Origin of the sequence: Streptomyces sp. NPDC050610, assembly GCF_040654875.1 — a bacterium.
In the GTDB taxonomy this organism is placed as follows: Bacteria; Actinomycetota; Actinomycetes; order Streptomycetales; family Streptomycetaceae; genus Streptomyces.
This window is the reverse complement of record NZ_JBFAIV010000081.1, coordinates 1-5,678: the sequence shown is the minus strand read 5'-3', so window position 1 is coordinate 5,678 and position 5,678 is coordinate 1. Positions and strand designations below refer to the sequence as shown.

The 5,678-nt window shown below is 70.7% G+C and carries 5 protein-coding genes and 1 rRNA gene; 1 reads left to right on the top strand and 5 read right to left on the bottom strand.

Features of this window, described 5'->3' with window-relative positions; translation table 11 throughout:
• Positions 1–272 precede the first annotated feature (272 nt).
• The gene (locus tag AB0I22_RS39475) at positions 273–1,301 is read right to left on the bottom strand and encodes an HAD-IIA family hydrolase (protein ID WP_363135864.1); all 1,029 of its coding nucleotides are present in this window, start codon (positions 1,299–1,301) and stop codon (positions 273–275) included.
• A gap of 76 nt (positions 1,302–1,377) precedes the next feature.
• On the opposite strand from AB0I22_RS39475, the gene AB0I22_RS39470 reads away from it, so the two are divergent.
• The gene (locus AB0I22_RS39470) at positions 1,378–2,658 is read left to right on the top strand and encodes a DUF1015 domain-containing protein (RefSeq protein ID WP_363135863.1); all 1,281 of its coding nucleotides are present in this window, start codon (positions 1,378–1,380) and stop codon (positions 2,656–2,658) included.
• A gap of 9 nt (positions 2,659–2,667) precedes the next feature.
• Here the strand turns inward: AB0I22_RS39470 and AB0I22_RS39465 are convergent, their stop codons facing one another.
• The 4 genes from AB0I22_RS39465 to rrf form a co-directional block, all read right to left on the bottom strand.
• Positions 2,668–3,102 (bottom strand): VOC family protein, encoded by a 435-nt coding sequence (locus AB0I22_RS39465; RefSeq protein ID WP_363135862.1) that lies wholly within the window; start codon positions 3,100–3,102, stop codon positions 2,668–2,670.
• A gap of 89 nt (positions 3,103–3,191) precedes the next feature.
• The gene (locus tag AB0I22_RS39460) at positions 3,192–3,956 is read right to left on the bottom strand and encodes a hypothetical protein (protein WP_363135865.1); all 765 of its coding nucleotides are present in this window, start codon (positions 3,954–3,956) and stop codon (positions 3,192–3,194) included.
• Entirely contained in the window at positions 3,935–5,152 is a 1,218-nt protein-coding gene (locus AB0I22_RS39455; RefSeq protein ID WP_363135866.1) for a hypothetical protein, read from the bottom strand. The genes AB0I22_RS39460 and AB0I22_RS39455 overlap by 22 nt, the downstream gene beginning before the upstream one ends.
• Positions 5,153–5,352: 200 nt before the next feature.
• Positions 5,353–5,469, bottom strand: a 5S ribosomal RNA gene (gene rrf, locus AB0I22_RS39450).
• Between the last annotated feature and the right edge of the window lie 209 nt (positions 5,470–5,678).

Sequence of the window (5,678 nt, the reverse complement as noted above, 5' to 3'; positions counted from 1 at the left end):
AAATACTAAAGATTTAGACTTTTTGTTTTTTGTGTTTTTGTGGTTTTCTCTTTTGTTATACTCCTACGTGCCCCCCCCACCCCCCCCCGCCCAGCCGAATCCAGCCCGTCCGGCGCTTGAGGACACTCCCCACCCGACCCCCCTCAAGCCTGTCCGGCGCTTGAGGACACCCCCCGCCCGGCCCCCTCCAGCCCGTCCGGCGCTTGAGGACCGGGGCCCGGGGCAGCGCCCCGGTTACGGGAAGGGGCGGGGTGGGGAAGAAATCCCCCGGGCTACAACCCCAACCGCCCCAAAACCTCCCCCGAGTCCACCTCACAAACCTGCTCCCCGGCCAAGGACCAGGCGGCCCCGCACAACGCCCTCAGCCCGTCAACGGCCGCCCCATCCCCCGAAAGCACGAACTTCCCGCCCTCGACAGAAGCAGCCCACCCCCCACAGACAAAAACGTCCCCTTCCGCCGAAACCACCGGCTGGGACTCCAGCAACCCCCGCAAATCCAAAGCCACATACGTAGGCCGATGCCGAGGCGAAGCCGCCAGCAGAGCCCCCGCCGACGTAACCCCCGTCAGCACCAGCAACGAATCCACACCCCCCACATAAGCCCCCTCGATATCCGTATCCAGGCGATCCCCCACCACCAACGGCCGCGAAGCCCCCGTCCGCAGCACCGTCTCCCGGTGCATAGGAGGCAACGGCTTCCCCGCCACCTGCGGATCGGCCCCCGTGGCGATCCGTACGACCTCCACCGCCGCCCCGTTCCCCGGCGAGATCCCGCGCGCGCTCGGAATCGTCAGATCGGTGTTGGAGGCGAACCACGGCACGCCCCGCGCCACCGCGTACGACGCCTCCTGCAACCGCTCCCACGTCATGCCCGGCCCGCCGTACCCCTGAGCCACCGCCGCCGGGTCGTCGTCGGCGGAGAACACCGGCTCCAGCCCGCGCTCCCGCAGCGCGACCTCCAGCCCCTCCGCGCCGATCACCAACACCCGTGCCCCCGCCGGGACCTGATCGGCGATCAGCCGCGCCACGGCCTGCGCCGAGGTGATCACGTCCGCCGCCTCCGTCGCCACGCCCAGCCGCGTCAGATGCTCGGCGACCGTCTGCGGGGTCCGCGCCGCGTTGTTGGTGACGTACGCCAGACGCAGCCCGCCGTCCCGCGCCGTGCCCAGCGACTCGACGGCGTGCGCGATCGCCTCGCCCCCCGCGTACACCACCCCGTCGAGATCCAGCAACGCGGTGTCGTAGGCGGCGCTCAGCCGCTCCTCGCTGCCGTCGGGGCTGGTCCGGACGGTCTGGTTCATGGCGTGCGCTCCTCGTGCTTCCGTGTCTGGCTCCCCCGATCATCGCTCATGCCGGTATGCGACATAACATTTCCCAATGAGCACTCCAGGGCACGCCGGACAGGGTCTCCAACTGGCCCCCTTCAGAGGGCTGCGCTACGTGCCGGAGCGGGTCGGCAGCCTCGCCGCCGTGACCTCGCCCCCGTACGACGTGGTCGTACGGCCGGACGGCCTGCGCCACCTGGAGACGTCCGATCCGCACAACATCGTCCGCCTGATCCTCCCGCAGGCCGCCACCGCCGCCGACCGCCACCGCCAGGCCGGCGACACCCTGCGCCGCTGGCAGGAAGAGGGCATCCTCGCCCCCGACCCCGAACCGGCGCTCTACGTGTACGAGCAGAACGACGGCCACACCCTCCAGCGCGGCCTCATCGGAGCCCTCCGCCTGACCCCGCGCGAAGCGGGCGTCGTCCTCCCCCACGAGGACGTGATGCCGCACATCGTCGAGGACCGCGCCGCGCTCATGCGCGACACCTACGCCAACCTCGAACCGCTCCTCTTCGTCTACCGCGGGAACGGTTCCGCCACCGGCGCCACCGCCGTCATCGAGCGCACGATCCGCACCGAACCGCTGCTCGCCACCACCACCGAGGACGGCTTCGCCCACCGGCTGTGGTCCCTCACCGACCCGGCCGACCTGGCCCGCATCGACGAGGACCTCTCCCAGCGCCAGGCCCTCATCGCCGACGGCCACCACCGCTGGGCCACGTATCTGCGGGTGCACTCCGAACAGGCCGCGCCCGGCCCCTGGGACTACGGCCTGGTGCTCCTCGTGGACACCGCCCGCTACCCCCTGCTCGTACGGGCCATCCACCGGCTCCTGCACCGCCTCCCGGTCAAGGACGCCCTCGACGCGGTGTCGGACACCTTCCGGACCCGCACCGTCGAAGGGCCGCTGCCCGAGGCGCTCGAAGCCCTCTCGGACGCGGCACGGGCCGGCGGCACCGCCTTCCTGCTCGCGGGCGACGGCGGCTTCCACCTCGTCGACCGGCCGGACCCCGGCCTCCTGGCCCGTACGATCCCAGACGGCCGGCCGCAGGCATGGCGCTCCCTCGACGCGACCGTCCTGCACTCGGCCCTGCTCGAACACGTCTGGCAGGTCCCGGACGACCCCGAGCACATCGGCTACATCCACGAGGCGTCGGCCGCCGTCGAACAGGCCGAACGGCACGGCGGCACGGCCGTACTGATGCACCCGGTGCGCGAGGAGGTCGTACGCGAACTGGCCCAGCAGGGCGTCACCATGCCCCGCAAGTCCACGTCCTTCGGCCCGAAACCGGCCACCGGCCTGGTGCTCCGCAACCTCGCACTGGGCTGACGCGGCCCCTCAGTCGAGACAGAACTCGTTGCCCTCGATGTCCTGCATCGCGATGCAGGACTCGTTGACTTCATCGGCATGCAGCACCTGCACGCACACCGCGCCCAGCGGGACCAGCCGTGCGCACTCGGCCTCAAGCGCCGCGAGGCGCTCGTCGCCCACGAGCCCGGTGCCGGCCCGCACATCGAGATGCACCCGGTTCTTGACGACCTTGCCCTCGGGGACGCGCTGGAAGTACAGCCGCGGGCCGACACCCGAGGGATCGACACAGGCGAACGACGAACCCTGCTGCTCCGGCGGCAGCGAGCGATCGAACGCGTCCCACGTAGCGAACCCCTCCGGCGGCGGAGGCACCACGTATCCCAGCACCTCGCACCAGAAACGGGCGACCCGCTCGGGTTCCGCACAGTCGAAAGTGACCTGGACCTGCCTGATCGACGCCATCGGCCCACCGTAGCCCGCAGGGCTCACCGAGACCATACGACGAGGGCGGGGACTCCGACCGGAGTCCCCGCCCTCGCGACCATCAGCGATCAGTGCTTGTCGCCACCGTCAGGATCGACCTCGACCTCAGCCTTGGCCTCCGCCTCGACCTCGACCTCGACCTCGCCGTCCTCCTCGCCCAACGCGTCCACGAACTCCACGCCGTCCAGCTCAGCGAGCCGGTCGGAGGCGTCCGTCGTACCGCCCTGGTCGGCCTCCAGCGCCTTCCCGAACCACTCGCGCGCCTCGTCCTCGCGCCCCACCTCCAGCAGCGCGTCGGCGTAGGCGTAACGGAGACGGGCGGTCCACGGCTGGATCGAGTTCGAGGCCAGCTCGGGGCCCTGCAACGTCACCACCGCCGCGTCGGCCTGCCCCATGTCCTTACGGGCCCCGGCCGCGACCAGCCGCATCTCGACCTGCCCGGCCTTGTCCAGCCGCTGCACCTCGGGCTCGCCGGCCATCGCCATGGCCCGCTCCGGCCGGCCCATGCCGCGCTCGCAGTCGGCCATGACCGGCCACAGCTCCACGGACCCGGTCATCCGCCGCGCCGCCCGGAACTCGGCCAGCGCCTCGGAGTACTTGCCGGTGGCGTACGCGGCGAACCCGGCCGCCTCACGGACGGCCGCGACCCTGGAAGCGAGCCGCAGCGCGATACGGGAGTACTCGTACGCCTGCTCCGGGTCCTCGTCCAGCAGATTCGCCACCATCACGAGGTTCCTCGCGACGTCCTCGGCAAGGGTCTTGGGCAGGCTCAGCAGCTCCTGCCGCACATCCGGGTCGATCTCGTGACCCGTCACGTCCTCGGGGATCGGCAGCCGGCGTACGGGCTCCCGGTCACGCTCCCGGTCGTCGCGCCGCCCGGACCCACCGGAACCGCGGTCATCCCGCCCCCGGTACCCGCCGCCGCCCTGCCGGTCATCCCGCGAAGGGCGCTGACCACCGCGGTAACCGCCACGGTCGCCATCCCGCCGGTCGCCACCGCCCCGGTCATCCCGCCGGAACCCACCGGACGGCCGGCCCCCACGGTCATCGTCCCGCCGCGGAGCACGGTCATCACGCGGGAAGCCAGAACGCCGGTCGTCCCGACGGTCGTCACGCCGATCATCCCTACGGAACCCGCCCCGGTCATCGTCCCGACGCGGAGCCCGCTCGTCCCGCTGGAACCCACCGGACGGCCGACCCCCACGGTCATCCCGACGCGGAGCCCGGTCATCACGCCGGAAACCGGGACGGTCGTCACGTCGGTCGTCGCGCCGGTCATCCCGGCGGTCGTCGCGACGGAACCCGCCCCGGTCGTCCTGGCGCGGCCCACGCGGACGGTCGCCGCCCCCACGGTCATCGCGACGAGGCCCACGCCCCCGATCGTCATCCCGCCGGAACCCCGGACGCTCATCACGCCGGAACCCGCCCCGGTCATCGTCCCGACGCGGCCCACGGTCGTCACGCTGGAAACCAGGACGACTGTCACGCCGGTCACCGCCGCCACGGTCGTCGCGCCGGTCATCCCGACGGTCATCACGTCGGTCGTCGCGCCGGAACCCGCCGCGATCGTCCTGACGCGGCCCACGCGAACGGTCATCGTCACGGCGGAAGGCCGGACGGTCGTCACGCCGGGGGCCGCCGCCACGGTCGTCGCGGCGGAAACCGCCACGGTCGTCATCCCGACGCGGCCCACGGTCGTCACGCTGGAAACCGGGGCGACAGTCACGCCGGTCACCGCCCCCGCGGTCATCCCGCCGGAACCCACCGCGATCGTCACGCTGACCGAAGCCACCGCCAGAGGGCCGGCCGCCACGGTCATCCCGGCGCCCGTAGCCGCCGCCACCGGCAGGCCGGCCGCCACGGTCATCGTCACGACGCGGGCCCCGGTCGTCTCGCCGGTCGCTGCCGCCACGGTCGTCACGCCGGAAACCGCCACGGTCGTCCTGACGCGGCCCACGCGAACGGTCATCGTCACGGCGGAAGGCCGGACGGTCGTCACGCCGGGGGCCGCCGCCACGCGTGTCGTCACGGCGCGGTCCGCGAGGACCACCGCGCCGAGGCTCGCGATCCGACCGATCGTCGGAAGAGTTGGGGGACATCGTCGTGACTCCTGTCTTCGGGTAACGCAGTCATTCTCGCGCACCCGGCTTAGCGGCGCGCTTCGACAAAAAACAAAAAAGGACCCTTGGTCCCAGCGTGAACGCTGGGACCAAGGGTCCTTGAAATATTGTTCGGCGGCGTCCTACTCTCCCACAGGGTCCCCCCTGCAGTACCATCGGCGCTGAAAGGCTTAGCTTCCGGGTTCGGAATGTAACCGGGCGTTTCCCTAACGCAATGACCACCGAAACACCTTCGGGTGTTCCTAGCGAACAAGCACACTTTTTAATTAATCCATGCCGCGAAACGGCATGGTAAAGCATTACTGGTTCAACCGGTGCGACTGTTCGCAACCCGGGAACCACACAGTGGACGCGAGCAACTGAGGACAAGCCCTCGGCCTATTAGTACCAGTCAACTCCACCCGTTACCAGGCTTCCATATCTGGCCTATCAACC

What these genes read in the sequence shown, in the direction of transcription:
- AB0I22_RS39475 (WP_363135864.1), bottom strand. Translation starts at nt 1,301, where the DNA reads ATGAACCAGACCGTCCGGACCAGCCCCGACGGCAGCGAGGAGCGGCTG.
- AB0I22_RS39470 (WP_363135863.1), top strand. Translation starts at nt 1,378, where the DNA reads ATGAGCACTCCAGGGCACGCCGGACAGGGTCTCCAACTGGCCCCCTTC.
- AB0I22_RS39465 (WP_363135862.1), bottom strand. Translation starts at nt 3,102, where the DNA reads ATGGCGTCGATCAGGCAGGTCCAGGTCACTTTCGACTGTGCGGAACCC.